The sequence below is a fragment of the Isosphaeraceae bacterium EP7 genome (genome assembly GCA_038400315.1).
Classification (GTDB): Bacteria; Planctomycetota; Planctomycetia; order Isosphaerales; family Isosphaeraceae; genus EP7.
In genome coordinates this window covers 2,505,137-2,529,762 of record CP151667.1, presented here as the reverse complement: position 1 = coordinate 2,529,762, position 24,626 = coordinate 2,505,137, and the positions used below count along the sequence as shown (strand labels likewise).

Genomic DNA, 24,626 nt, shown 5'->3' with positions numbered 1-24,626 from the left:
TTGACTAAGCGTATGCCTCCGCAGGATCCGCTGCCCTGATCGGGGGGGTGCCGTCCACCCAAGTCCGGCCCGGATCCAGAGTCGAGGACGGTCGGAAGGAGGCTCGGCGGCGTCCGGGCAGATTAGATGGCGGCGTCGTTGATCACCTCGCCGCCGCTACGGGTGGAGAGGGCCTGGTAGACTCCCACTCTCGTGCCCTGCGCGATGACATAGACGTGGGTATCCGAGGTGCGCGTCACGCCCGACGGCATGCCGGGACCCGGGGCGTTCTTCCATAAGTCGATCGTGTCCTTGAGGAAGCGGACCGAACCGTCGCAGAAGGCGGCATTGACCCCGCCGGGGTGGTAGCTCGACGCGGAGGCGACATGGGGGCCGCTACCACAAACGAGGGAGGTGCGCCAGCCGTCGTCGTATTTGTCCAGGCCCTTCGGAGGATTGGGCGGGAAGAACGTGCAGAACATCGTATCGCCGTAGTTGCCCGAGGTCCACCAATGCCAGCCTCGATGGTCGTCCGGGCCGAGCTTGCCGTGGGCCCGCTCGCTGAACATCAGCGTGTTGCTGGTGCCGTCCGTGATGGCGTTGAGACCGACGCAGGGATAGCCCGGGCCGACGTTCGCGGGATAACCGGAGTTGTAGATGACTCCGTTCGCGTTCGCCATTCGTGGCTGGAACGTTGACATATGCTCGGGCCTTGGGCCCTGGAACCACGTCCCCGCATTCGCGCTGTAGCTGGAGAAGCGCACCGGCAAGTCAACGGGGTCGAGCGCCGCACCGTCGGACGCCGGGAAGGTATGGAGGCTCTGGATCGTCGGGTCGCTGGGGCACCACAGGGTTTTTATGCCGATCGCCGAAATTGTGGTGTTCGGCGCGTTGAACATGTTGACGTCGAAGTTCACGGCGTTAAACACCGGGACCTGCTCCAAGAACTGCATGAGCGGCACCAGGCAACTGCCCGAGGTCCAATAGATCATGGAGTTCGGGTCGAGCTGACGATGGATGCCCATCGGGAATGCCTTGTTGGCGTTCTCGTAATTTAAGGTGGCCAGGGCGATTTGCTTCAGGTTGTTGATGCAATGACCGCGCCGGGCCGCCTCGCGCGCCGACTGCACCGCCGGCAATAAGAGCGCGACGAGGACGCCGATGAGCGAGATTACGACGAGCAGCTCGATCAGCGTGAATCCGACTCGCGAAGTTTGATGCGTCCGAATCGCCATCGTAGGGGACTCCCGAGGGAAGACCGTGCCCGTGTCCGACGGATGGTGGATTGAGGTGCGAAAGCTTGACGGCGAGCCTCGGGGAGGTTTTCTCGACATCCGGTGCCCGTGGGACTATCCCGAGCCGGGTCCTACCGGGGTCGATTATTTGCCGGGAGGCGGTCTTTAAATTCCCTCGCCTCAGCCCTCTTGCTGCTACCGGAGGCCTTCTTCGTGGGTGAGGGCACCCCGACTGGTCCACCGATGGATGGCGCGACCGCGGCGCGATCTGCTCGGTTCGGCTCCGTTCCATCGGAGCACCCCGCAAGAAGTGTCAGTACACCGCCGGCGATAAACCAGGCCGAGACAGATCGAAGCGTCCTTGGCGGCGATGCCAATCGACTCATGTGAGGCCCTTTCTCGGACAAGTCGGCCGGCGAACATACTTCGTAAGGGTCAGCGGGGGATAGGTACCGCCTTCGAGGGCGCCGACTTCGGGAGGGCATCCCAAATCCGGACCGTTTTGTCGTCGCTGGCCGACGCCAGGTGCTGGCCGTCGGGGCTGCTGAACGACATGGCGTAGACGCCGCCGGAGTGGCCTCGAAGGGTCAGGGCCTCCAGGCCGCTCGTCGGATCCCAAAGCTTGATCGTGTGATCCAGGCTGGCCGAGGCCAGTCGCGTGCCGTCGGGGCTGAATGCCACGCCCCGGATCAACTGCGCGTGACCCTGGAGCGGTTGTGGGCGGGGCCTGCCGGAAGGAACATCCCAGAGCCGCACCGTCTGGTCCCGGCCCGCAGAGGCCAGCATACGGCCGTCGGGGCGGCTGAATGCCACGCACCAGACGCTACCGGTATGGCCGAGCAGCGCCTGCACTTCCCGGTGGGTCGCGACGTCCCAGAGCCGCACCGTCGGATCCCCGCCTCCGGAGGCCAGCAGACGACTGTCGGGGCTGAACGCAATGCAGCCGATCCCCCCCGGGTGGGCGAGGCGGGGAGGCACCTCACGCCACGTCGCGACCTCCCAGAACACCACCTCGTCTTTCGATCGGATCTCTCCGCCGCCGGAGGCGAGGAGAAGGCCATCAGGGCTGAAGACGACGCTCCAGGAGATGCCGGCGTGTGCGCGGAGCTCCTTCACCTTTCCACCGTCCGTCGAATCCCAGATCGTCACCATGCCGGCTTGGTCGGCCTGCCCCCAGTCGCCACCGGCGGCGGCGAGGTGTCGTCCGTCGGGGCTGAAGGCGACGCTCCAGATTGGCACCCCGTGTGCAGGGGTGAACAGGCCGCGGCCAGTGGTGGCCTCCCAGACGCGGACGATGTGGCCCCCGCCGCTGGCGATGCGGCGGCCGTCCGGACTGAAGTTGACCGAGGCGACATGGTCGCTCCGGTCGCCGATGATGCGGGCCTCCTGGGGAGAGGTCGCATCCCAGACGCGTACCGTGGCGTCGTAGCTGGACGTGGCGATGCGCCGGCCGTCGGGGCTGAACGCCACACCGGAGACCGTTCCTGTATGCCCGCGGAAGGTGAGCAACTCGCGGCCCTCGGCCGTGTCCCAGACTTTGACCGTCCCGTCGGCTCCGGCCGAGGCGATCCGCTTTCCGTCGAGGCTGAAGGCGACGTCCTCGATGGAATCCGCCTGGCCGTGCAGGACGCGCAACTGGCCGCCCGTGGTCGTGTCCCACAGGCGGACGGTGCCGTCTCTTCCGGATGAGGCGAGGAGGAGCCCGTCGGGGCTGAACTCAACTTGGAGGACCGGGGCGGTGTGACCGCGGAGGCACTACACCACGCGGCCTGTCTCCACCTCCCAAAGTTTCACCTCGCCGGGCTTCTTCCCCGGGTCGAAATCATCGTTGCTGCCCGTGGCTGAAGTGATGAGACGACCGTCGGGGCGATAAGCCACGCAGCTCACCGGAGCGTCGTGTTCGCGGAATACCTGGACCTCCCTGCCGGTGGCCGCGTCCCAGATGACCACCTCGTTCCGTCCAGCGAGACCACTACTGGCGGCGACCCGCGAGCCGTCGGGGCTGAAGGTGACGCGGGCCAAACTGCCCGTCCGCCCCCCGAGGGAATGGATCTCCCGGCCCGTCGCGACATCCCAGATCGTCACCGCGCCGGCATCACTCCGCATCCCGGACGCGGTCACCACCCGCCGGGCATCGGGGCTGAATGCCACCGCCCAGACCGGGCCGCGGTGCCGGAAGGATGTGGGATCTCGGACCCCGATCGAGTCCCAGATCCGGACGGTCCCGTCTCTCCCGGCCGATGCAATGAGTCCCCCGTCCCGGCTGTACGAGACGCCCCAGACCTCGTCGTCATGACCGCGGAAGTCCACCAGTTCAGCGTGACAGAGCTGCTTGAGGTGGTCCCATTCCCAGCCACGGAGCGAGCGAGGGCATTCCTCGAGGAGCCTCTCGGCATTCCGAACATTCCCGGCCAGCCACTCGCGGTCGGCCAAGGCGATACGATTGAAGTAGAGATTCGTCACGGCGTCGTGCTTGGCGGCCTGCTCGTCCCGGTAGGCCACCTCCAGCCGTTGGCCGTAGCGGCGTTGCTGCTCGGCCCGCTGCCACAGCGCGATCCCCGCAACCCCGCCGACGGCCATCACCATCACCAGGGCCGCCCCCAGCGCCACCGCCCTCGGGTTGCGCCGCCACTGCCGCAGCAATCCCTCCGAGGCCGTCTCGCGGTAGGCCGATACCGGTTCGTCCGCCAGCCAGTGTTCGATGTCCTCGGCCAATTCCTTCGCCGACGCATATCGCGCCGCCGGCTCCAGGGTCATCGCCTTCAGGCAGACGGCCTCAAGCGGCCGCGGCACCGCTGCGTTGACCCGGCGCGGTGATGCGAAGTCTCCCCGTCGCACCCTCCGCAACACGGCCCCCACGTCCTCGTCCTGGAACGGGGCCCGGCCGGTCAGGAGGCAGTAGAGCGTTGCCCCCAGGCTGTAGACGTCGCTCCTCGGGCCCAGGCGGTCGAACCGACCTTCCGCCTGCTCCGGGCTCATGTAGGCCGGCGTTCCCAACGCCGTGCCCGGGAGCGTCTCGCCGCTGCCGCTGGCCGCCTCCGGCCGGAGCGTCGGCTCGGATCCGGTGTCCTCGCTACCCCGGCCGATGACCTTGGCCAGACCCCAGTCGACCACGAGCGTCTCGCCGTACTGGCCCAGCATGACGTTGCCCGGTTTCAGGTCGCGGTGCAGAACCCCCCGGCTGTGCGCGCAAGCGATCTCATTACAGACGTCCACGAACCGGCCCAGCAGTGTTCGGAAGGAGACGGCCCGCTCACCGGCGTCGCGGTCGGGGCCCTCGGACTTATGGCGTCCCTGAGGCTGTCGCCCCGGATGAACCGCATGGCGTAGAACGGCCGCCCGTCGTCGTAGCGGCCCAGGCCGTAGACCGGGACGATCCCCGGGTGCTCCAGCCCGCCGGTGATCTCGGCCTCGACCTCGAATCGGACGCGGCTGTCGGGGTCGTGGGCCAGCCGATCCTGGATTTCCTTCAGCGCCACCTCGCGGTGCAACTCCTCGTCCAGCGCCACCGGGACCTGGCCGATCCCCCCCTTTGCGTAAGGGCGCAGGATGCGGAAGCGCGTGCCTGCGGAGGTCGGCACGCCGACGGCGTAGGAGCGAGTGGCATCGAGGTCTCCGTCCCCGGGCCTGCTCCTCCCCAGGCCGGCCAGCGAGGCGTGGACGTCCGTATCGCCGATCCGATCCAGTTCGCTCCGGATCGGGCCCACCGAGCCGAGCGACGCGAGGCTGCGCTGCGGGTCGCCGCCGTGCTGAGCCAGGTGCTCCTGGACCAGGGGATCCAGCAGAGCGCGTCGGGCGGAGGACAGGGCCCCCTGCTCGACCAGGATCTCGGCCAGGGACAGGTGCTTGGCGAGGGCCCAGGAGTGCATCGCGGCGATGAGGGAATCGCGAGCGATGAAGTCCATCTGCAATGCCAGGATGTCGAACAGCAGATTGCGGTCGGCTTCGCCCGTCCGGCCCGGGAAAGGAGGCGGGGAGTCGTGCCCGCGGTCAGGGTTCGGCGACGCCCCGCCGAAGATGGCCTCGATCTCCGTCTCATGGCCCGGGAACCGCCCGCGGTACTCGGCCTGCGTCGGCCGATCGCAGCCCCTACGGCGATAGGCCAGCTCGACCGCCAGCAACTGGCGCAGCGACTCAGGCCGCCACGGACTCGACTCGGCCTCCAGGTACTCCTCAATCCTCGGCCGGCGGCCGGCCTGCCAGTCCGACTCGAACCGGTCGCACAACTCGTCGATCCGCGCCGCAACTGCCGGCGGCCTGTCTCCATCGTCATCCGGAGCCCGCCCGACCATTCCGTCCCCCTTCCGAATATGGCACCCACCCTCGGTTCATGCTCGAAGTGGCCGGCAACCCCGCGCGCCATCGGGGCGATCATTCGCATGTTAAAAAATGTGCCCCGTCAGCCCTCCATCTCGGAGGCCCACAGGCCGCGGATGCGGTTCAGCTTGCGCTCGACGGTCGCCTCGACGCAGCCCAGTTCGGCGGCGACCTCGGCATTGGTGTAGCACTCCAGCTTCCGCAGTGCCACCCGCCGCAGCGACTCGTCGCCCAGGCTGCCGAGCAGGCGATGGCACTGCTCGGCAGCCTGGGCCGCCAGCTCGGGCGTCGGCTCCGTTCCCAGGACCCGCTCGACCTCGGCGCCGTCGAGCTCCGAGAGTAGCCGGACCTCCCCGCCGCCACGCCGGGGCCGACGCTCGTGGCCGGCCTGGGCCATGGCCTTGCGGACGGTGACGACGACCAGCAGGCGCCAGAGGTCGTCGCGGTCGTCGAGCCGGGGGAAGCGGCCCTGCTCAGCACGCCGGCAGACGCTGTCGAACGCGGCCAGGGCCACGTCCTCCTCGTCGGAAACGCGGCGGTCAGCGGCGCGAAGTCGCGTGCGGGCCAGGCCGGCCAGGCGGCGCGAGTAGCGGGCCCAGAGCAGCTCCGCGGCATCGCGGTCGCCGCGCTTCAGGGCCTCGAGGCATAGGGTGATTGAGCCGTCGCATGTCACGAGGACATTGTCCATTTACCATTTAACAATAAAATTATATTCGATTATATAGCACATTAATATTTGGTAATTCAATGAGGAATTTGCCGGCATCGGGCTCGAAAACTTCTCCGACGGACCGCACGGGTCTCCTGCGAGGATCTCGCATCAACCAGGTCAACCAGGTGAGAGGAACTTGACGGGGCTGGAAACCGGTGGACAGGCCACCGGGACCGCCCCCGGAGAGCCGATTGGATCGGACTACAGGAGGCAACTTATGGGACTGATGGATCACCTCGTGACGCGAGAATCCGAACGAAATCCCCGCCCCCGCCCGTCGCGCCTCCCGGCCGGCCACCGACGGCCTGGAGCCGCGGTTCTCTCTGTCCTCAACGTCCTTGGTCCCCCCGGACACATGGTCCCCTGAGAATACTGAGATCGGGAAACGGCCTGGGGTCGTAAAACTGCGGGACCGAAGTCGGCGTCATGGCAGCCGGTCCTCCTGCCCCCCTCCGGCTCCGCTTGAGGTTGCTCGTTCCGGGGAGGTCCGATGAGGCGAATCCCGAGCGTTGGTCTCCGGGGAGTACGCGTTTCTGAGCAGATGAAGCGGCTTCATAGTGCTGGTCTGTAGCCGTGCTCTCCGCGGACTGCCGGCCACGTCCTTCTCACGCTCATATGACGAGCCGTTCCCCCTGGATCCGCGAACCGGGCACCGCGTCCCGAACCGATCCCAGGTAGCCCTCGTTGTCCCTCGGAGCAACGAGGAGCGACCGGACCAGCCAGCCGACGAACTGCTCCACCACCGACCGTCGGCGGTACGCCTCGACGTCGAACCGCTCGCGGCGGTCGCCTCGCCGCTGAGCCGACCGGCGCGGGATCACCGCGCGGACGCCATGCCGCGCCCGCCATCGGCGGATCCTCGGGTAGCTGTGGGCCTTGTCGCCGGCCTGGGCGACGTGGCGGGAGCGCATCCGGCCCCGTTGGTCACGCAGCCGCACCTCGCCCATAACCCGCTCGAACTGCGTCGCCTCGTGCCGCTGGCCCGGCGTGATCACCGCAGCCAGCGGCACGCCCAGGGCGTCGCTGACGAGGTGGAACTTGGTGCCGGAGCCGCCGCGAGACCGGCCCAGGGCGTGGTCCTCCGGCTTGCCGGCTCTGATTTAGAGCGGCAAAACTACATGGTGATCATTGACCTTCAGTTTGCCGGGTTCTTGCCGCGTGAGGCGTATCGCTTGTCGCATCCCGGGGTGAAAGCCGGGGGATCCGACGCCGAACTGGAAGCCCGGCGCTGACTGGCCGTCACCCGCGTCAATGAGGGCTGGAATCAGAAGGATGTCGCCGAGTTCCTGGGCGTCTCGCTCAAGGCCGTCGGCAAGTCGATGGCCGCCTATCGCGCCTCCGGCGACGGTGGCCTGGCGGGCAAGCCCCACCCGGGGCCCAAGTCCAAGCTGTCTCGCCGTCAGTAGGCGGCGGTCCTCGCCTGGCTGGCCGGCAGCCCCCGTGCCTTCGGCGACAAGACAGACCTCCGGATGACGCGGCGCCTGGCCGAGGCCATTGCCAAGCGGTACGGCGTCCGCTTCAACTTCAACGACCTGGCCGCGTGGCTGACCGCGCGCGGCCAGTCGCCTCAGAAGCTCGAGGTGGCGGCCTTCGAGCGCGACAACCCGGCCATCCCCCGCTGGGCGGTCGAGGACTGGCCGCGGCTCAAAAAACCCTGGAAGGAAGGCGCCTACGTCGTCCTGATCGACGAGAGCGGCTTCTTCATCAACCCGACGGTCCGCCGGACCTGGCGCCACAGGGCCGGACGCCGGTGCTCACCGGGTTCGGCCGGCATTGCGACAAGGTCTCGACGATCGCGGCCATCAGCGTCGCCCCGATGCGGCGACGCCTGGGCCTGTACTGGCGGACCGACCCGGATCACGACATCAACACAGCGGCGGTCGTGGCATTCCTGGGGGGCCTGCTGCGACACCTGCGGGGCAAGGTGATCGTGGCCTGGGATGGGGGCCGCAATCACGAGGGGCGAAGGTGCGGGAGTTCCTCGAGTGGTATCCGAGGCTGCACCTGGAGCGACTGCTCGCCTACGCCCCGGACTACAACCCCATGGAGATGATCTGGAGCGACTTGAAGCATGGCCTGATGGCGAACTTCGTCCCGAGGGATGTTCACGACCTCGATCAGGTCGTTTAGTCCCATCTGGACGGGATTTGCGGGAACCCGGGGATGATCCGGTCGCTCTGGGCCGGATCGAAACTGTCCTTCATCGACAAGAACCTGGCAACCTGAGGGTCAATAGGTGTGGAAGTGGTTGTGCCGCCCAAAAGCAACGCGGTCAACCCCGCGCCGCTGGACAAAGACGATGCGTTTGCGGGCCATGTGAAGCCTCCTCAGGTGTTGACATCGTACGCAAGCGGTGAGGACAAGAGAAGTTGCGTTAAACCGGATAGGAACGGCCTCTGCCGAGACGCCTTTACCACCGGTATTTGCCGCCACCAGGTTCGCATGGCCGTCGCCGTCGAAGTCTCCGACCGCGACGGAATTGGGCGAGCCGCCCACGAGGTATTGTTCGCCAGGAAACAGGCCGTAGGGATCGGCGTCCAGGAGCGTTCGAAGCTCGAGCGGTTCCAGGGTGAGATGACGCAACCGGTGACGATCGCCCACCGCTCGCCTGCGTGTGAACCGATCGCGTCGCGACTGAAATTCGCGCGGGGAGTGACTCATGGCGGAAGGACCTTTCGAAACCTCTTCGTGTCCGGCCCGTGAGGGGACCGACGGCGGTGTAAGGTCGCCAAAGACACGGTTCAGTCCCGGTTGCAGGGTGCTTTGTTGAGCGTCTCGTGGCTGTTGGCGAGCCGATCGACACGCAGTCGTGGTGCAGCGGTTCGCGAGGCCGGGATCGGCCCCCTCTACCACGTCTCCGAACAGAACAATCAGGGACGTGACGAGAAAAATCTCAAGCGTCGAATATTTCTCGATGTTGCTCAGGCGTGAGGGTCGCTTGGACTCGATCTATCCACCTCATCGCCACAGAGAGCCTGGCGAGCGAGGGGGGGCCTCGATAGGATGTTGCCCGACCGATGAGACGACTACCGAAGCCCGCGAACGTCCGTCACCTCCCGACGCCGATCATCGGGAGCGACCCAAGGGGGACCCCGCGATGGATCTCCTCGACAATCCGGTGACCCTGGAGATCCTGGAGCGGAGCCGCCGAGGGGACAGGAGCGGGTGGGGCCACCTGGTCCGCGATCACGAGGATATGTTGCTGCGTGTCGCGAAGATCCGCCTCGATCCCCGCCTCGCGGCCCGCTTCGACCCCGCCGACCTGGTGCAGGAGGCCTTCGCCGACGCGTACACGCAACTCGACGACTACTTCCGCGACCGCGACGCGGTCTCGTTTGCCCAGTGGCTCCGGCAGCGGCTCATCTCGCGGATCGCACGCGCCCGACGCGACCACCTGGTCGCCCAGAGGCGAAGCGTCGGCAAGGATCACGCCTGGGGTGATGGCGTCGCAATGGCCGTTCTCGGGGCCATCATCGACCGGGGAGCCGGCCAAGCCACAAGCTCATGCATCACGAAGCGAGCGTGCTAGTGCGCGACTCGTTATCCCGCCTGGGTGAGATCGACCGCGAAGTCCTGACGCTCTTCTTCTTCGAGGCCTTCCGCCGCGACGAGGTGGCCCACATCCTCGGCATCGCCTCGAACGCGGTGAGTGCAAGGCTGCTCCGCGCCACGAATCGCCTGGCCTCCGAACTCAAGAGATCTCACGCCGATTGGTGCCATGTCTCCACCCCCCCGCTCCTCAAGCGATCCTAACGACGACCAGGGCGAGGTCGATTCGCGTTTCCTCGACGTGTTCCAGGAGCTCGTCGAGCGATGTCGCGGGGGCGAATTCCTCGACGAAGCGACGTTGCACCGCGACTACCCGGAATACGCGGGATTCCTGGAGGACTCTCTCCCCGCGACGTTGTTGCTCGCGGAACTCGCAGCAACGATGCGGAAGGGCGAGGACGACCCGCTTCCACTGCCGTCTCCACCTCCTCTGCGCGAGGAGTTCGAGGAGCTCCGGCCGGTTGGCCGGGGTGGGATGGGCATCGTCTACGAGGCTCGCCAGAAATCGTTCAACCGCCGGGTCGCCCTGAAATTCTTGCCGCCCCAGGCCGCCCTCGACGAACGATGCCGGAACCGATTCCTTCGCGAGGCGACGGCGGCCTCGATGCTCGATCACGGCAACATCGTGCCCGTCTTTGGCATCGAAATCTCGGGGCCGACGCCCTATTACGCGATGAAATTCATCACAGGCCACAGCCTGGCTGAAATCATCCGGGACTTGCGACACCGGACGAAAGGCCAAGGGGCTGAGGTCTCAGACGATGCGTCGTCCCAGCTGACTTCGGTGGCTGAGCTGGTCGCACGTCTCGGCCGCGACGAATTCGGTTCCGGCTCCAGGCCCTCCGTCCGGATCGCACCCGATCAAACGGGAAACCCCATCCATCTCGGTCGTCCCTATCTAGACGCGGTGGCGAGGCTCGGCATGCAAGCCGCGATGGCTCTGAGCCATGCCCATGCCAATGGTGTGACCCACGGAGACGTGAAGCCGGCCAACCTGCTGCTTGATCCGGGTGGCCACCTCTGGCTCACCGACTTCGGGCTGGCCATCCTGAAAGATCAGGACGCGACCCGGGTGAACGGCATTGCGTGCGGTACACCAGGCTACATGAGCCCCGAGCAGTCCTCTCCCCTGATGCTCCCCATCGACCACCGCACCGATCTCTATTCGCTGGGAGTGACACTTTACGAACTCCTGACTTTGCATCGGCCGCTCCAGATCTCTGACCCACTCTCCGGGCAATCGAGTCCTCCCCCGCGTCGCCTGAATCCGTCAGTGCCCCGCGACCTGGAGACGATCGTCCTCAAGGCGATGGAGCCGGAGGTCTCGGATCGGTACGCCACGGCGGACGAACTGGCCGAGGATCTCGGCCGTTACTTGCGTCAAGAGTCGATTCATGCCCGACGGGCATCGGTGGGCGATCGCGCAAGTAAATGGGCGATGCGTAATCGGAAGGTACTAAGCCTATGGGCCTCGACGATCTCCTTGGTCTTGCTGACGATGATCGGTTTCCTGGCGGTCGCGAATCGCCGTGAGGCTGCCCAGCGTCGGCGGGCTGAGGTCAGCCTTGTGACGCTACGGGACCTTTTCCGCGACACGACCCTCGCAGCCGAGGACTTGACCGAAGCCGTGCCCTTGGGTTCGGATCGTCTGCACGGCTACTACGGCCGGATGCAGCGGTTCTACGAGCAGGCGATCGGGCGAATCCCCGAGGCCGGGCGCGACCCAGAGTTTCGGTACCGCGCGGCACTCGCCAGTTTCCATTTCGCCCAGTCCTTCTCGGGCCGCGAATCGGGGACGATGAAGGAAACCCTGCGCTACCTCGATCGTTCGATCGAGCTACTCCGGCCCCTCGTTCGCGACCATCCTACAAAGGCATCGTATCGATACGATCTCTTCAGGTCCCTGAGCAGACGCGCGGGAATCTTTTCGCCGATGAGCGACAAGCTGCATCATGCCGAGGCCGACGCCCGGGAGTCGCTTCAAGTGATCGAGGTGTTGGCGAAGGATAATCCGGAGAACCCCGACTGGGAGGACGCGGTGGCCTTCCAGAATTTCATCCTCTCGAACATCCTCCTTGTCCGGGGCCGGCCCGAGGACGCCACGCGCCATGCTCGCTCGTGCCTCGCGATTGCCAAACGCCTCGTCGAGGCCTTCCCGGCGAAGCCAATGTATCTGGCCAACGTCTATCGCGCGTGGAGTGAGCTCGCCGCGATCGCACGACGCGCCGGACGAAAAGGAGACGAGGAGGCCGCCTTGCGCGAGGCGATACGGGCCCACGAAATTCTCGTTCGGGACGGGCCCGACCAGACGCACTATCCGATCGAACATCTGAGCCTTCAGGGCTCCTTGGGGGTGTTGCTGCGTGAGGTAGGACGTTATGCCGAAGCTCTGCACTTACTCGAAGAGGCGTTCGCGACGGCAGAACGGCTGCTACGGGCGTATCCGTATCGGTCCGACTACCTGACCTGGGCCTTCACCCTGCGAGGCGAACTCGCAACGCTTCATCACTTGGAGGGGCGAGTGGAGATGGCCGAAACGATGCGCCAGGATGGCATGCGCGAAGTCGAGAAGGTAATCGCGGCGCGACCAGAATTCTCGTTCCTACGCGACGGTTTGCGGGCCCCCCCGCCCGATACAAAGGTCGGCCCGCCTCGGGATGATCGACCTTGAAACCGAGTTTTCCAGTTGGTCACCGCAAGGCCCAAGGAATTATCGGGAACGGCGTGGCCGGAACAGACCTCCCACCAAGGTCCAGGCAACTTAACTTCGAGGGCCGCCAACAGCGCCTGGACGGATCCAAACACCATCATCATCTTTGACGGGAATGACGCACGCTGCTCGCGGTCGCCAAACCTGAACTGGCTTCGAAGGAAGGAGAAGGCCGCTAACCACCCGAACGTGGTTTCCCTATGATTTCAGCAAGATCCGCATTCGCCTCGACGACGCTACCCGCGGGCGACTTCGCGACCCGAGGCGGAAGGCCTTGCCGCCGAGGGGCTGCGACCGCACCGAGATGCTCACCCTCGCCGATGCCGGGTCGTTGGCCCCCCGGCTCGCCGCTCATCTCGGCCACTGTGGCCAGAACGTCCGAGACTTACTCAAGGACTTCATCTCGCGGGGCTCGGGGGTCCTCTACCCCCGCCGCCGCACTGGCCCTGGACCGGCCGCCAACTCGCCGAGGCCCTGGCTACGCGCGGCATCGAGCGGGGACCCAGGCAGGTCCCGCGACCCCTCAAGAGAATAAAGGCCGGCAATCGCCGCACCGCCTCGACCCCTATTGACAATCAGGTGGCCAGGTTCTTGCCGAGGAGGGGGAGTTTCGATCCCCTCCACAGCGACCGGATCATCGCGGGCTGGCCACCGAGTCGCTCCAGATGGCCGTTGATGACTCGATCCAGGTCGTGCACGTCTGTGGGCACGAAGTTGGCCATCAGGCCGTGCTTCAGGTGCCCCCAGATGAACTCCACCGGGTTGAGGTCCGGGGCGTAGGCCGGCAGCCGCCCCTGATGCAGGCGAGGATAGCGGGACAGGAACGCCCGGATCAGCGGGCCCTTGTGATTGCTCCCACCATCCCAGACCACGATGACCCGCCCCCGCAGGTGTCGCAGCAGGCCCCCCAGGAATGCCACGACTGCCGCCGCGTCGATGGAATGCGCCGGGTCGGTCCGCCAGTAGAGCCCCACCCGCCGCCGGACCGGGGCGACGCTGATGGCGGCGATCGTCGAGACCTTGTCGCGGTGCCGGCCGAACCCGGTGAGCACCGGCGTCCGCCCCACCGGGGCCCAGGTCCGGCGCACCGTGGGGTTGATGAAGAACCCGCTCTCGTCGATCAGGACGAGGTGGGCGTGCTCGTCCCGGGCTTTTTTTCCAGGCGCGGCCAGTCCTCGGCGGCCCAGCGGGCGATGGCCGGGTTGTCGCGTTCGACCGCCACCACCGCGGGCTTCTGCGGTGACTGGCCGCGTGCCGTCAGCCACGCGGCCAGGTCGTTGGAGTTGAAGCGGACGCCGTACCGCTTGGCGATCACCTCGGCCAGCCTCCGCGTCGTCCAGAGCCGGGTCTTGAAGCCGAAGGCCTCGGGGCTGGCGGCCAGCCAGGAGAGGACCACCGCCTCCTGGCGGCCCGACAGCTTCGGCTTGGGCCCCGGGTGGGGTTTGCCCGCCAGGCCGCCGTCGCCGGAGGCGCGATAGGCGGCCATCGACTTGCCGACGGCCTTGAGCGAGACGCCCAGGAACGCGGCGACATCCTTCTGCTTCCAGCCCTCGTTGACGCGGGTGACGGCCAGTCGGCGTCGAGCTTCCAGTTCGGCGGCGGATCCCCGGGGTTTCATCCCCGAATGCTACAGTCGATCCGACGGGCGTGACAAGTACCGGGCTACCTGAACGTCAATAAGCAGGAGCAGGAGCAGGAGCAGGACGCGGCCAAGGCGCAGCGGGCAGGCAAGGTCCTGGCCAACCTGAAGACCAGGGCGCCGACCGGCTCTATGGTGCTCGACTACGTCGACGAGTGCGGCTTTTCCCCCATGCTGCCGATCGCCTACAGCCGGAGCCAGCCGGGCTAGCGCAGGATCTCCGATCCCGAGGCCGCCAGGGCCGCCGGGTCAGCACCTTGGCGGCCTACCGGCCGTTCGGGGCTCGCCCAGGCTGGACGTTTTCACGGCCGAGCGGACCTGGAACTCGCACGACCTGATCGGGTTCCCGACGGCCCTGTCGTGGTCGAAGGGTTCCGGGTGGTGGTGCTGGATCATCCCAGCTTCCACATCAGCGGGGTGATCCGGGCGGCGAGGAAGGGCCTGGCCGATCAGGGGATCTACCTGTACTACCTGCCGCCGTGTTCGCCGGAGCTGAACCGGACCGAGCCGGTCTTCCGCCAGGTCGAGCATCTGGAGATCCCCCCACCGGAGCCACACGACGCGGATCGGACTGAGCGAGGCGGTTGAAGCTGGCTTTACAAGCTAAGTGGTTCATCCGGCAGGTGATTTGCAGGTGGATGGAGGTATCTCCCAGGAGACCTCGCCATGGCCGCCCGCGTCCTTCTCCGCCCGATGACGTCCGAGGAGCAGCAGGCCATCGCCGAGTTGCTCCACTCGCGCACCGCCCCGGTCCGCCTGGTCGAGCGAGCCCGCATCGTCCAGGAGGCCGCCTACGGCCGATCGGCCCCCACCATCGCTGCGGCCCTCGGCTGCTCGCGGCCGACCGTCTATGCTTGGATCCGTCGCTTCAGCGAGCTGGGCATGGCCGGCCTCCAGGAGCGGCCCCGCGCCGGCCGACCGCCGACCTATACCGTCGACCAGCGGGCCGAGGTCCTGGCCGTCGCGCTGACCGCCCCCCAGGACCTGGGCCTGCCCTTCGGCTGCTGGACGCTCGACCGCCTGGAGGCCTACCTCAACGAGCAGAAGGACATCGCCATCAAGCGGAGTCGGATCGACGAGATCCTCGCGGAGGAGGGCCTCCGCTGGCGCAAGCAGGAGACGTGGTTCGGCGAGCGGGTGGACCCCGAATTCGCCGAAAAAAGGGGGCCATCGAGCGACTCTACCGCGAGCCTCCGGCGGATTCGGCGGTCGTCTGCCTCGACGAAATGGGGCCGGAGAGCGCCAAAAGCTTCCCGGGACAGAACCCCCTGCGAACCAAGCCCGAGACGACGGCCGAGGGCAGCCGCCAGCCCGCCGGCCGCGCTCGGCAGGAGGCCGACTACGGCCGCCGCGGCAAGGGTTACGTCTTCGGCGCCTTCCGACCCGCCACTGGCGAAGCCTTCACCCGCCCCTACGACAGCCGCTCGACCCGCAACTGGGTCGAGTTCCTCGGCCAGGTCGAGGCGTGGGTCCCGGCGGACGCCGAACGGGTCTACGCCATCCTCGACAACCTGAGCGCCCACCGCGCCACCGACGTGCTGCTGTTCAGCCTGGCCCATCCCCGCTGGGAGTTCGTCTTCCAGCCAGTCTCCGCGGCGTACCTGAACCTGATCGAGCCGTGGTGGAAGGTGCTGAGAAGCCTGGCGTTGAAGGGCCGCCGGTTCGAGACTTGGGAGGAGATCTGCCAGGCGGTCGAACGAGCGACAGCGTACTGGAACGCGCATCGTCACCCCTTCGTCTGGGGCCGTCGTCGTCGCCATCAACCACGCCGAACGCCGGGAATCGCCGCCGTACCGGGTGTCAGGACACTTGCCGGATGAGCCACTTAGGCCCGGAAGCTACGTCCTCGAATTCAAAGAGAACTACGTCCAGCTGCGTAGTACAGCGAAGGGGCGCGACTGGTCAAGGTCGTCACCACCAAGGCACGCTGGTAGAAGGCCGGCGGGGAGCTGGTCCTCATCGCCTGGGTGTTCGCCCATGACTTCGAGGGGACTCACCGCGATGATTACTTCTACACCACCGACTCGACCCTCGGCCCGGCCGAAATCCTCACCCGAGACACACCGCGTTGGATTACCGAGTCCACCTTCCAGGAGTGCCGTGCCCACCCCCGCCCGGCGGCGATGGGGGATGGTCTCGCCGGATCGTGCTGAGAACGACCCCGTGCCGACTCGGCCCCTAATCGGGCGTGGCACGGCTGTACCTCGGCGCTGCCGTAGTGTAAGCGGGACGCTGGCGTTCGATGTCCGGGTAAGGCCTGCGCGAGCTACTCCGTCGCCCTGGGTTGCGCGGCTGAGGATCTGGTCACCGGCGGAGGCCAAGGGCCGGGAGCCACCACGGGACGGAGAAACTCCCAGAGCGATGGCGCGAATGAATCCAGCTCGCACTCGCCCAGATTGAATGGAGGTCCTCAATCGGCGTGAGTCGAGCTTAGTTGAGGTGCTGAGAGGCCCGTCTCACGGGTCCGCCGCTCGTGCATTCCGACGCATAGCAGTCCGGCGGCCGACCACTTCGATTGCACCCCGCAACTCGTTCGTTGCGGGATGCAACCCTCACGCACTGCCCTCAGGATCGTTCTCAGCCCTGGATCTCGATGTCGTCGCCGGCACCGCCGACGAGGAGATCGATGCCAGGCCCGCCGAGCAGGACGTCGTCGTCGTCGTCGCCCTGCAAGTTGTCGTTGCCGGCCCCTCCAAGCAGGATGTCGTCGCCCGATCCTCCGGAGAGGATCAGGGGGATCGAAGTGGCGGCGGTGGCCGAGGCTTCCACGACGTCGTCGCCGGCCAGGGCTGAGACATTCAGGCTGTCGATTGCCAGGTCGAAGTGCTTGACCTTCACCACCGCGGCGAGCCCGAGCACGTTCGTCTCGGTTGCGTTTCCGGAGATGAAGATCACGTCGTCGCCGTTGGTTCCGTTGATGGCGATCGAGTCAGCCTGACCGTCTCCAACGCCGCCGCCTAGGGTTCCCGCCAGGTCGAGCACGATGTCGACGAGGTCGGTTCCCGAGACATCTCCGACGGTGATTAAATCGGAGCCGCCAAGGGCGTTGAAGGTGACCCCCTCGACGTCATTGAGGTCCATGGTGATGTTGGCCACATTGCGGAAGAATCGAACTCGCCCGCCGTTGGCGGAAATATCGATCCTCTCGCCGACATTAGCGCCGTTGAAGGTCATTCGATCGGAGCCAGCCTGGCCCTCGATGACGTCGCTGCCGTCGCCCGGGTCCCAGACGAAAGTGTCGTTGCCGGCGCCCATCAGCGCCACGTCGTTGCCGCGGTTGCCGTCAATGAGGTCGTTGCCATCCCCGCCCAGGAGCACGTCGGCGCCGTCGCCGCCCAGGATGGTGTCGTCCCCGGCGCCCCCGTCGACTGTGATCTGGATCAGTGCGGCGAGCCCGTTGCCGGCCGAGAACGTATCGGCGCCGCCGTTCGCGTTCACGACGAGGTTCTCCGACGTGCCGATGTCCAGGCTGAACGGGGCGGGGTTCGTGCGGTCGAACCGGACCCGGGTGCCGTTCGCGACCACGGTGAACTGCTCGGCACCGTTGCCGCCGTTGACCTCGACGGTGTCGTCGCCCGTGCCCCCTTCGTTCAGGTCGGTGTCGTCGCCGGGATTCCAGATCATGCGGTCGTTGCCCGCCTCGCCGAAGGCCTGATCGTCGGCGTCCCCTCCGGTCAGGACGTCATTCTCCGTTCCGCCAAAGAGTAGGTCGATGCCTCCCTTGCCCAGCAACGAGTCGTTGCCGGCCTGGCCGAAGAGGAGGTCGCCCCCGGAGCCACCTGTGATGACGTCGTTGCCTGTCCCGCCGAAGATGAGGCTCCTCGGGAGCGCTCCGTTGCTTTCATTCAGGGAGATCGTGTCGTTCCCGCCCTGGCCGAACACCTGGATCAGTGAGGTAATTGCGACGGACGCCGCCCCCCCCTGGATTGCGACCGCACCACTATTGACCAGGAGTTGTCCGGCTGCATTCCGGCTCACGACGACCGAGTTGTCGTTGTTGTCTGCGAAGACGGAAAGTGTCCCCGAGGCCGCCGAGAAGAGGGCGAGAACGGCCGGCAAATCGCGGCCTTCCAGGATCTCCAACGTGGTCTTGAATGACGACTTCGCCCGCACGGCCCCGCGGTCGAGGCGGTTGCGATTGCGTTCGCGGTTCGACTGGCTCATCGTTGCTGCTCCCGGGAAAGGTGAAGGCGTATCGTCAGCGGACCCCGCGAGGTATCTCTCGGGGCGGATCCATGGCTTTCATGTTCACAGCCTAGATCCGTCGTGCTCTAGGCTTGAACCTGCGCGAGACTCGTTGTCGGGGACAGGTGGAAGCGACTTTTTCCGAAGTCGGCCCGAAAGACCCGTCCTACCCAGCAACTCCTCTCAAACAGGCACGAGAGGCGGTTCCGCCTCGGCCTCCGGTCGATCGCCGAAAAGTGAGGTTTCCGGTAGCGGAATAGGACCGGGCACGCGGGGGCCGGGTCGGGGGTGCGTGGTCTCGAGATCCTCGGCAAAGCCCGGTCGGATCGGCGCGGGAGGAGCTTCGGAGCCTTCGGTGACGAGCCGATATTTGAGATGACCGATCGCCAACTCGTCGCCGGGCCCTAACAGGCCTCCGGCGATGCGTCGCCCGTTGATCCAGGAGCCATTTGTGCTGCCCAGGTCGCGCACGCACAGCCTGCCGCGGCTCAATGCCAGACAGCAATGGCGCCTTGACACTGACTTCGAGTTGATCTGAATGTCGCAGCAGGAAATTCGGCCGAGGATGGTCAACCCCGGGGCCAGGGCGATGTCCGGGTGGCCACTGAGAGAGATCAAGTATGCGGGCATGATTCTTCCTGCGATCGGTGCAGCCTGAGTCGGCGGCCAGGTCATCGGCGTGTCACCCGATCATGCCTCGCCCCAGTCAACACCTGCGCACTGGCGCCCGGCGTGGACAAGAGTCCTCGCATACGGGCGAAACTTGATCGGGGATCATCCCAGTGCCGGGGCTCAGGGCCCTGGCTGCCCGAGCAATGCCGAGGCTTCGCGTCGGAGGGTCTCGATTTCCATCCGCGGAACCCACGTAGACAGGCCGCTGGCGTCGGGCTTGGCCATCGCGGTGGGGGCCGGTTCTTTCGCGCGTCGGAGCCAGTCCCGCGCCTCCTCGACGTGGCCGAGTTTCTGGTGGGCCATGGCGAGGAAGAGGAAATCATAGGGCGTTCCGCCTGCCCCGTGGGACACGATTGACCGCTCGAGCTGGCCGATCGACTCGCGATATCTCCCAGCACGATAGAGGATTGCGCCGAGGGTATTCAGCCGGTTCGTCGCCGGAAGGCTGGCGGCGGCGGACTTCGCCATCTCGATCACTCGACCATAGTCGTCGAGCGAGCCCGGCCCGAACGCGCAGGACCACGCGATGTTATTGGCCGTCTTGAGGGCCACCACCTTCTCTCCGAACTCGGCGACGAGCCGACGGCATGCCTCGCGATACCCGGCCTGATCGCCAAGGATCTGGCGGGACATCGCCAGACGAGCCCAGGGATCGACGCCAGGGGCCCCCGCGTCGATCGACTCCCGGTAGCGTGCCGCCGCCTCGGCCCATGCCCCCACCTGCGCGAGCCTCTCGCCCTCCTGGAACGGGCCTAGCCAGCGGGCCGTCTCGGCGACGATCCTCAGGGGGGCCTGCATTGACCGGGGTCGAGATCGGGAGTCGATGGGCGGCCCGGCCCAGTCGAGGCCGACCCCGGCGAGCCCTGCTCGGACCGCGTCCAGGTCCCAGATCTGGATCGCGTCGGAATTGAACGTCGCGACCGTGAGGAGTCCTTCCGGGCTGAAGACGAGTTCGGAAACCTGCTGAGGGTCGGGTGGCTCGAGCGTCGCCAGGTCCCGGCCCGTCTCTGGGTCGACGAGTTGGAGCAGGCTTCGGCTGCGCGCGACGGCGAGGATGCTCCCGTCAGGGCTGAATGACGCCTTCCCCGGCTGTCCCCCGGCCTCGATCCTGGGGAACCGCTTCCGGGGCGTCCACGTCGCCGTCTCCCAGAGACAATATTCGTCACCGCCGCCGGTCAGGAGGAGGTGGCCGTCGGGGCTGAAGATCACCTCGGCACTCCCCTCCACGGACAGGTCGAAGGCCAAGGTCCCCCGGTGCGCGTCCCAAACCTTGACCCCGGTCCCCTGCTCTCCTCCGGTCGCGACCCACCGCCCATCCGGGCTGAGGTCAAGCCGGTCGAGTCCTCTGTGGCCGGCCAGTTCGACAGGGGGAGTCTCGGCTTCGAGGTCGAGCAGGATGACCCGTCCTCGCTCCTCGTCGGCGATGACCGCCACGGTGCGCCCGTCGCGTGACAGGCGGAGCCGGCCGGTCGCCAGCCCTTCCAGTGGAAGAACCGGCGAGGGAGGACCAACCTTCAGCACGTCTCCGGACGGGCGCGAAATCGGCCAACGGAGCAGGCCAGACGAGCCGCTCGTGAGCAGGAACGACCCGTTCGGCGAGACGGCTACCGCCTTTGTCTCCGGCATCGACGCAAAGCCGGGAACAGCCCGTCGCTCCGGCGATTCCAGGCGGAGGCCCGTCAAGCCGGCCAGGGCCAGCACATTGTCCTGAGCAAGGAAATCGATCGACCAGGCCGCGGCCCCCAATTCTTGGACGCCGACCGAAGTGCGTAGCTCTCGCCCCTCAGCCAGTTCCCAGAGCCAGAACGAAGATCCGTCGTGCCCCGGCCCCAGGAATTGCCCATCCTGGCTGAACCGAATCGACCGCGCATCGGGTAGCGAGGCCTTGACAATCTCGCGGGCCGTTCGAGTGTCCCAGATGCGAGCGGTGCCGTCCAAACTGGTGCTGGCCAGCAGGTCGCCGCCAGGATGGGCCGCCAGCGAGACGACCGGACCGTCGTGCTTTTCGAGCAGGCGGGTGGGGTTCGACGGGGCCGCCGGATCGAGCAGATGGACACGCCCATCGAGACCCCCGACGGCGAGCCACCGTCCATCGGGATGCCAGGCCAGCGACCTGGCACCGACCGGGCTCTTCCACTCCGCGACGACCGCGCCCCCGTCCATGTTCCTGATCTGCGTGGCCTGGTCCGAATTGGGGCTGACGACGGCGAGGCGCCGGCCTGACGGGTCGAACCGGATCGACCCCGGCACCGTGCCCGGTGCGAGACGACCCTCCTGGTTTCCGGTCTCTGTGTCGTAGACGAAGATCGACCCGTCGCGCCGACCCGCGACGATGGTCTTCCCGTCGGGTCTGTAGTCAATCGCGTCAGCGAAGACGCCGTCAGGGACGCGGAGCGTGCACCGCCCTCCCTCAAGGTCGTGGACGGCGAGCACCGTGCGCCCGGCTCGGTCGGTCAGCTTCGCGGCGAGGAATCGTCCTTGCGGGCTGAATCGGAGGAAGACGGCGAGAAGTCCGTCCCCGGGAATCCGCCTCAGGATCTGCCCGGACGCCGGGTCTTCGATCAGGATCTCGCCGGCTGCTGTTCCGCGTGCCACCCGCTTCAGGACCGGGTCGAAGTCGAGGCCGAGCCTGGCATCGCCCAGTGCGCGGTTTCGTCGCCAGCGTTGCCTCAGGTCGGCCAGAGCGAGACAGGCGATTGCTTCGTTCCGTAGGTCGAGCAGTCGGGTTGACCCCGTGTCGCGACGCGCGGCCTCGGCAACGGCCCGGAGCCCTTCGAAGCGCCTTCCTTCCATCCCGCCCATCCGGCCAGCCCGTGACTGGGCCAGCGACGACTCCAGAAGTCTGGCGACTGCCTCTCCCTCGGCGGTCACGGCGCGGCGGAGGTTGGCCAGCGCCTTGGTGTGCTCTCCCCTGAGGCGGAGGTCGGCAACGGCGATGACAACGACGATCAGCGCCAGCAGCACTGCCACCGCAGTTCCCAGAGTCGCCAGGCCCGGATTGCGGCGAGCCCAGCGAGTGAGCTTCTCGGTGGAACCGACTCGCCTGGCCTCAATGGGCCGATGCTCGAGGAAACAGCGTAAGTCGTCGGCCATTCGGCCAGCCGTCGGGTAGCGATCCGCCGGCTCTCGTTCGATCGCCTTGTGGACGATCGTCTCCAGGTCTCGCGGGACCGATGGATTGATCGACCTGAGCCTGAGCGGTTCCTTCTCCGTCATCTGAAAGACCAGACCTTCTCGGGACGAGGCCTCGAAGGCGGGGCGTAATGCCAGGCACTCGAAGAGGGTCAGGCCCAGGGCGTGGACGTCGGACCTGGCGTCGCAGACGCCTCGGAATCGCTCTGGTGCCATATAGCGGAGCGTACCGATCAGGTCGCCCGTCTGCGTCAGGTCGTCATCCTCGGATGACTTGGCCAGGCCAAAGTCGGCCAACCATACGTTGCCCTTGAGGTCCAGCAATAAGTTTGATGGCTTGATGTCACGGTGCAAGATCCCCTGGTGATGGGCATACTCCAGGGCCTCCGCCACCTGCACACCGACTCGCGCGACGCTCATTGCATAGCGGCCATCCGAGTCGGTCGCCCTCGCGAATGAGGGCTCCACAGTCCGGGCCATGGGCGCAGCCCTAGGGGTGTCGAGGGCCTCCGATGATGCGAGGGTCGTCTCGTATCCCCCGGTCATCAGCCGGCTGGAGGCCTCGGTGGCCGTCGGCCCGCTCCTCTCGTTACCGGTCTCCGGGTTCTCCCGCGCGGTCAGTCCCGTCGCTCGCCCCCTGAGCCTCTTGACCTCGTCGAGGACTTTGTCCAGGCCCTGGCCGCCGATGAACTGCATGGCGTAATAGTGGAGGCCGTCCTGGTCGCCGACTCCGAAGACAGGGACGATATTTGTGTGGTGCAGTTGGGCCGCCGCTCTGGCCTCGCGGAGGAACCGCTGAACCTGCTGCGAGGTCCTGACAGTCGAAGGCGAGAGGACCTTCAGCGCCACGCGGCGGCCGAGAGAGATCTGCTCGGCCTCGTAGACCACGCCCATGCCGCCGCGGCCGATCTCACGCACGATTCGGAAATCGCCCACCAGCTCAAGGCCGGTGCCGAGCCCCGCGCCGACTCCCCCCTTGGCGAAGTCACGAGTCTGGTCGCCCTGGGGCTTGAGCCCCTCGAGCATCAGAAGGGCAGAGAGGAGGTCGCGGACCTCGGCGGCCTGCCCCGGAATGCGGGCCATGAAATCGCTGACAGCCGGGCGTTCGCCCCGCCTGTAACGTTCGAGATACTCCTCGGCCAGTTGGTCGAGTGGATCGCGATCGCCGTCCGTACTGATCATGGATCGCCCCTCGGACAGCACCAAGCACCCATCGCTTCGGTTAGGGCCCGCCTGCCGAAGGGTCCTGAAGGGCGGGATTGTCCCCGACCACCGCCTTCAATCGCAGCATGGCCCTAACATACCGCTTGCTCGCCGCGGCCTTCGACAGGCCGAGCACCTCGGCGGTCTCGTCGTTGCTCAACTCTTCGAAGTGTCGCAGCGCGATCACCTCTCGGTCGATGGGCTCCATCCCGTTGAGCGCCTCCTGGAGCAGGTGCTGCTTTTCAACGCGGGCAACTGCCCGACTGGCCGAGGTGATTCGCCCCAGGAGCTGGGCCGCGAGCGAGGCCGAGCTCGCCTGTGGGAAGGCCCCCCCCTGATCGATCGAAATCTCGCGGCCCGCGTCGCGCATCGCCGCCCCCAGATGCTGGCGGTGGACCCTCAGCAGACGCTCGCCCACGACCAGCCGGAGCCAGAGGAAGAAGGGGAGCGCGGGCCGACTCGTGTACTCGGGAAGCTTATGCGACAGGTCGATGTAGGCATCCTGGAGCACGTCCGACGGGTCGACTCGCCCTTGCAGCCGGCGATCGAGTCGCAATCGGATCATTTGCCGGAGCCGGGCCCGGTGCCGGTCGAAGAGCACGGCCAGGGACGCCTCATCCCCGCTGGCGGCGAGCCGGACGAGGTCGTCAATCGGGGCAGGATCGGCGTTCATGGGGCGATCCTCTCCTTGGAGCGGGCTGCGTTAGGAGGAGACATGAAACCGTGGATCGGCTCCATGACGACGGGCGGGTGCCCGTACCCCGCGACCCGGCGTGTGCACAAACTTCGAGCGATCACGGCTCGAATGACCCACGAGACGGGCTCATGCGTAAATCTCCGTCTCCGAATGTCATCCCCATGTGGCATTGCAGGCCGAACTTCGTCGCAAGCCAACGCCTCGCTCGCAACGAATCGAGGAGAACACCACGATTATGACAACCTTGATGGGCGAGTATATCGGGTCGGACCGGGACACCAACGACTCTTACGAGCGTTTGAGCAAGTCCCCTACGTTCAGCACTGAGGCTGATCGAGGCCGCGTTGCCCCGCTGGAGGCATTCATGGTCGGCGTGCCGATGTTGCTGAGAAGGTAGGTATTTGAAACCCAGGACCGGTCCATGGATTCGATCGAAGACTCTCGGGACATCGTTCGGTCCCAGCTCCCTCACCCGAAATTGAGTGTCCGACTGAGCATTGATGGTAAGCCTGATGATGTTAAGCCGCCGCCTCGACACCAGGGGGAAGATTTGCCAGGTCAAGTTTCATCCCCAGTCGGCGGTCGATGCCTAGAAT

The 24,626-nt window shown here is 66.5% G+C and carries 20 protein-coding genes and 3 pseudogenes; 8 read left to right on the top strand and 15 right to left on the bottom strand.

What is annotated here, in order from left to right; all coding sequences use genetic code 11:
• Window positions 1-122: 122 nt before the first annotated feature.
• From EP7_RS09725 to EP7_RS09690, 8 genes and pseudogenes are all read right to left on the bottom strand, one after another.
• Window positions 123-1,214, bottom strand: a complete 1,092-nt coding sequence (locus EP7_RS09725; RefSeq protein WP_463527665.1) for a DUF1559 domain-containing protein — start codon at window positions 1,212-1,214, stop codon at window positions 123-125.
• 435 nt (window positions 1,215-1,649) lie between these two features.
• On the bottom strand, window positions 1,650-2,849 hold the full coding sequence (locus EP7_RS09720; protein ID WP_463527664.1) for a WD40 repeat domain-containing protein: 1,200 nt from the start codon (window positions 2,847-2,849) through the stop codon (window positions 1,650-1,652).
• Window positions 2,850-2,879: 30 nt separating this feature from the next.
• Window positions 2,880-2,954: pseudogene (locus EP7_RS09715) on the bottom strand (WD40 repeat domain-containing protein); the annotation flags it as partial.
• 15 nt (window positions 2,955-2,969) lie between these two features.
• Window positions 2,970-4,430 carry a protein kinase domain-containing protein gene (locus tag EP7_RS09710; protein ID WP_463527663.1) on the bottom strand — a complete coding sequence of 487 codons (1,461 nt, stop codon included), beginning with the start codon at window positions 4,428-4,430 and terminating at the stop codon, window positions 2,970-2,972.
• Window positions 4,370-5,506: a protein kinase family protein gene (locus EP7_RS09705; protein WP_463527662.1), complete on the bottom strand. Its 1,137-nt coding sequence runs from the start codon at window positions 5,504-5,506 to the stop codon at window positions 4,370-4,372. Before EP7_RS09705 ends, EP7_RS09710 begins: the two co-directional genes overlap by 61 nt.
• 107 nt (window positions 5,507-5,613) lie before the next feature.
• Window positions 5,614-6,204, bottom strand: coding sequence for an ECF-type sigma factor (locus tag EP7_RS09700; protein WP_463527660.1), 591 nt, complete (start codon window positions 6,202-6,204; stop codon window positions 5,614-5,616).
• Between the two features lie 650 nt (window positions 6,205-6,854).
• Window positions 6,855-7,238 carry a hypothetical protein gene (locus tag EP7_RS09695; protein ID WP_463528395.1) on the bottom strand — a complete coding sequence of 128 codons (384 nt, stop codon included), beginning with the start codon at window positions 7,236-7,238 and terminating at the stop codon, window positions 6,855-6,857.
• Between the two features lie 5 nt (window positions 7,239-7,243).
• Window positions 7,244-7,337: pseudogene (locus EP7_RS09690) on the bottom strand (IS5/IS1182 family transposase); the annotation flags it as partial.
• 375 nt (window positions 7,338-7,712) lie between these two features.
• Between EP7_RS09690 and EP7_RS09685 the strand changes: the two are divergent.
• Both EP7_RS09685 and EP7_RS09680 read left to right on the top strand, forming a co-directional pair.
• The gene (locus tag EP7_RS09685; protein WP_463527659.1) at window positions 7,713-8,171 is read left to right on the top strand and encodes a hypothetical protein; all 459 of its coding nucleotides are present in this window, start codon (window positions 7,713-7,715) and stop codon (window positions 8,169-8,171) included.
• A gap of 40 nt (window positions 8,172-8,211) precedes the next feature.
• On the top strand, window positions 8,212-8,373 hold the full coding sequence (locus tag EP7_RS09680; RefSeq protein WP_463527658.1) for a hypothetical protein: 162 nt from the start codon (window positions 8,212-8,214) through the stop codon (window positions 8,371-8,373).
• A gap of 99 nt (window positions 8,374-8,472) precedes the next feature.
• Here EP7_RS09680 and EP7_RS09675 read toward each other — a convergent pair whose 3' ends face one another.
• Window positions 8,473-8,826, bottom strand: a complete 354-nt coding sequence (locus EP7_RS09675) for an FG-GAP repeat protein (RefSeq protein WP_463527656.1) — start codon at window positions 8,824-8,826, stop codon at window positions 8,473-8,475.
• A gap of 514 nt (window positions 8,827-9,340) precedes the next feature.
• On the opposite strand from EP7_RS09675, the gene EP7_RS09670 reads away from it, so the two are divergent.
• From EP7_RS09670 to EP7_RS09660, 3 genes are all read left to right on the top strand, one after another.
• Complete coding sequence (locus EP7_RS09670) at window positions 9,341-9,772, top strand: RNA polymerase sigma factor (protein WP_463527654.1); 432 nt, start codon at window positions 9,341-9,343, stop codon at window positions 9,770-9,772.
• Window positions 9,748-9,996 carry an RNA polymerase sigma factor gene (locus tag EP7_RS09665; protein ID WP_463527653.1) on the top strand — a complete coding sequence of 83 codons (249 nt, stop codon included), beginning with the start codon at window positions 9,748-9,750 and terminating at the stop codon, window positions 9,994-9,996. The genes EP7_RS09670 and EP7_RS09665 overlap by 25 nt, the downstream gene beginning before the upstream one ends.
• Window positions 9,997-10,174: 178 nt before the next feature.
• Window positions 10,175-12,463: a serine/threonine-protein kinase gene (locus EP7_RS09660; RefSeq protein WP_463528394.1), complete on the top strand. Its 2,289-nt coding sequence runs from the start codon at window positions 10,175-10,177 to the stop codon at window positions 12,461-12,463.
• A 614-nt stretch (window positions 12,464-13,077) separates the two neighbouring features.
• Here the strand turns inward: EP7_RS09660 and EP7_RS09655 are convergent.
• Together EP7_RS09655 and EP7_RS09650 are read right to left on the bottom strand one after the other, a co-directional pair.
• Complete coding sequence (locus tag EP7_RS09655) at window positions 13,078-13,590, bottom strand: transposase (protein ID WP_463527636.1); 513 nt, start codon at window positions 13,588-13,590, stop codon at window positions 13,078-13,080.
• 32 nt (window positions 13,591-13,622) lie between these two features.
• Window positions 13,623-14,120: a helix-turn-helix domain-containing protein gene (locus EP7_RS09650; protein ID WP_463524467.1), complete on the bottom strand. Its 498-nt coding sequence runs from the start codon at window positions 14,118-14,120 to the stop codon at window positions 13,623-13,625.
• Between the two features lie 381 nt (window positions 14,121-14,501).
• On the opposite strand from EP7_RS09650, the gene EP7_RS09645 reads away from it, so the two are divergent.
• The 3 genes and pseudogenes from EP7_RS09645 (at window position 14,502) to EP7_RS09635 (ending at window position 15,961) form a co-directional block, all read left to right on the top strand.
• Window positions 14,502-14,729, top strand: a complete 228-nt coding sequence (locus tag EP7_RS09645; protein WP_463527651.1) for a transposase — start codon at window positions 14,502-14,504, stop codon at window positions 14,727-14,729.
• Between the two features lie 78 nt (window positions 14,730-14,807).
• Window positions 14,808-15,215: pseudogene (locus EP7_RS09640) on the top strand (helix-turn-helix domain-containing protein); the annotation flags it as partial.
• A gap of 74 nt (window positions 15,216-15,289) precedes the next feature.
• On the top strand, window positions 15,290-15,961 hold the full coding sequence (locus tag EP7_RS09635; RefSeq protein ID WP_463528381.1) for an IS630 family transposase: 672 nt from the start codon (window positions 15,290-15,292) through the stop codon (window positions 15,959-15,961).
• 757 nt (window positions 15,962-16,718) lie between these two features.
• On the opposite strand, the gene EP7_RS09630 is transcribed toward EP7_RS09635, so the two are convergent.
• The 4 genes from EP7_RS09630 to EP7_RS09615 form a co-directional block, all read right to left on the bottom strand.
• Complete coding sequence (locus EP7_RS09630; RefSeq protein ID WP_463527649.1) at window positions 16,719-18,305, bottom strand: calcium-binding protein; 1,587 nt, start codon at window positions 18,303-18,305, stop codon at window positions 16,719-16,721.
• Between the two features lie 204 nt (window positions 18,306-18,509).
• Window positions 18,510-18,956, bottom strand: coding sequence for an FHA domain-containing protein (locus tag EP7_RS09625; RefSeq protein ID WP_463528393.1), 447 nt, complete (start codon window positions 18,954-18,956; stop codon window positions 18,510-18,512).
• A 162-nt stretch (window positions 18,957-19,118) separates the two neighbouring features.
• Window positions 19,119-23,312 (bottom strand): protein kinase domain-containing protein, encoded by a 4,194-nt coding sequence (locus EP7_RS09620; protein ID WP_463527648.1) that lies wholly within the window; start codon window positions 23,310-23,312, stop codon window positions 19,119-19,121.
• A gap of 40 nt (window positions 23,313-23,352) precedes the next feature.
• On the bottom strand, window positions 23,353-24,006 hold the full coding sequence (locus EP7_RS09615; protein WP_463527647.1) for a sigma-70 family RNA polymerase sigma factor: 654 nt from the start codon (window positions 24,004-24,006) through the stop codon (window positions 23,353-23,355).
• Window positions 24,007-24,626 lie beyond the last annotated feature (620 nt).

Excerpts from the sequence above, each read along its gene's own strand:
- EP7_RS09665 (WP_463527653.1), top strand. The coding sequence starts at position 9,748 with ATGCATCACGAAGCGAGCGTGCTAGTGCGCGACTCGTTATCCCGCCTG.
- EP7_RS09620 (WP_463527648.1), bottom strand. The coding sequence starts at position 23,312 with ATGATCAGTACGGACGGCGATCGCGATCCACTCGACCAACTGGCCGAG.
- EP7_RS09660 (WP_463528394.1), top strand. The coding sequence starts at position 10,175 with ATGCGGAAGGGCGAGGACGACCCGCTTCCACTGCCGTCTCCACCTCCT.
- EP7_RS09630 (WP_463527649.1), bottom strand. The coding sequence starts at position 18,305 with ATGAGCCAGTCGAACCGCGAACGCAATCGCAACCGCCTCGACCGCGGG.
- EP7_RS09670 (WP_463527654.1), top strand. The coding sequence starts at position 9,341 with ATGGATCTCCTCGACAATCCGGTGACCCTGGAGATCCTGGAGCGGAGC.
- EP7_RS09615 (WP_463527647.1), bottom strand. The coding sequence starts at position 24,006 with ATGAACGCCGATCCTGCCCCGATTGACGACCTCGTCCGGCTCGCCGCC.
- EP7_RS09725 (WP_463527665.1), bottom strand. The coding sequence starts at position 1,214 with ATGGCGATTCGGACGCATCAAACTTCGCGAGTCGGATTCACGCTGATC.
- EP7_RS09625 (WP_463528393.1), bottom strand. The coding sequence starts at position 18,956 with ATGCCCGCATACTTGATCTCTCTCAGTGGCCACCCGGACATCGCCCTG.
- EP7_RS09650 (WP_463524467.1), bottom strand. The coding sequence starts at position 14,120 with ATGAAACCCCGGGGATCCGCCGCCGAACTGGAAGCTCGACGCCGACTG.
- EP7_RS09685 (WP_463527659.1), top strand. The coding sequence starts at position 7,713 with ATGACGCGGCGCCTGGCCGAGGCCATTGCCAAGCGGTACGGCGTCCGC.
- EP7_RS09705 (WP_463527662.1), bottom strand. The coding sequence starts at position 5,506 with ATGGTCGGGCGGGCTCCGGATGACGATGGAGACAGGCCGCCGGCAGTT.